This window comes from Methylobrevis albus (assembly GCF_015904235.1).
Taxonomy (GTDB): domain Bacteria; phylum Pseudomonadota; class Alphaproteobacteria; order Rhizobiales; family Pleomorphomonadaceae; genus Methylobrevis_A; species Methylobrevis_A albus.
The window spans coordinates 1-301 of the sequence record NZ_JADZLT010000026.1; the positions used below are offsets into that span (position 1 = coordinate 1).

At 73.4% G+C, this 301-nt stretch carries 1 protein-coding gene; it reads right to left on the minus strand.

The window, feature by feature from the left end; all coding sequences use genetic code 11:
• On the minus strand, window positions 1–301 hold a 301-nt coding region (locus I5731_RS00260; protein ID WP_407941804.1), incomplete at both ends, for a WD40 repeat domain-containing protein.

A 301-nucleotide genomic window follows, 5' to 3' on the forward strand; every position in this document is an offset into this window, starting at 1 on the left:
AAAGCCGAACCGTGCCGTCGTCACCGCCGGAGACGATCCGCGTGCCGTCCGGGGAAAAGCCGACGCTCCAGACCGTGCCCTCGTGCCCGCGCAGCGGCTCACCCAGCGCAGCGCCGTCCGGTGTCCAAAGCCGAACCGTGCCGTCCTCGCCGCCCGAAACGATCCGCGTGCCGTCCGGGGAAAAGCCGACGCTCCAGACCGGGCTCTCGTGCCCGCGCAGCGGCTCACCCACCGCAGCGCCGTCCCGCGTCCACAGCCGCACCGTGCCGTCACGGCCGCCCGAAACGATCCGCGTGCCGTC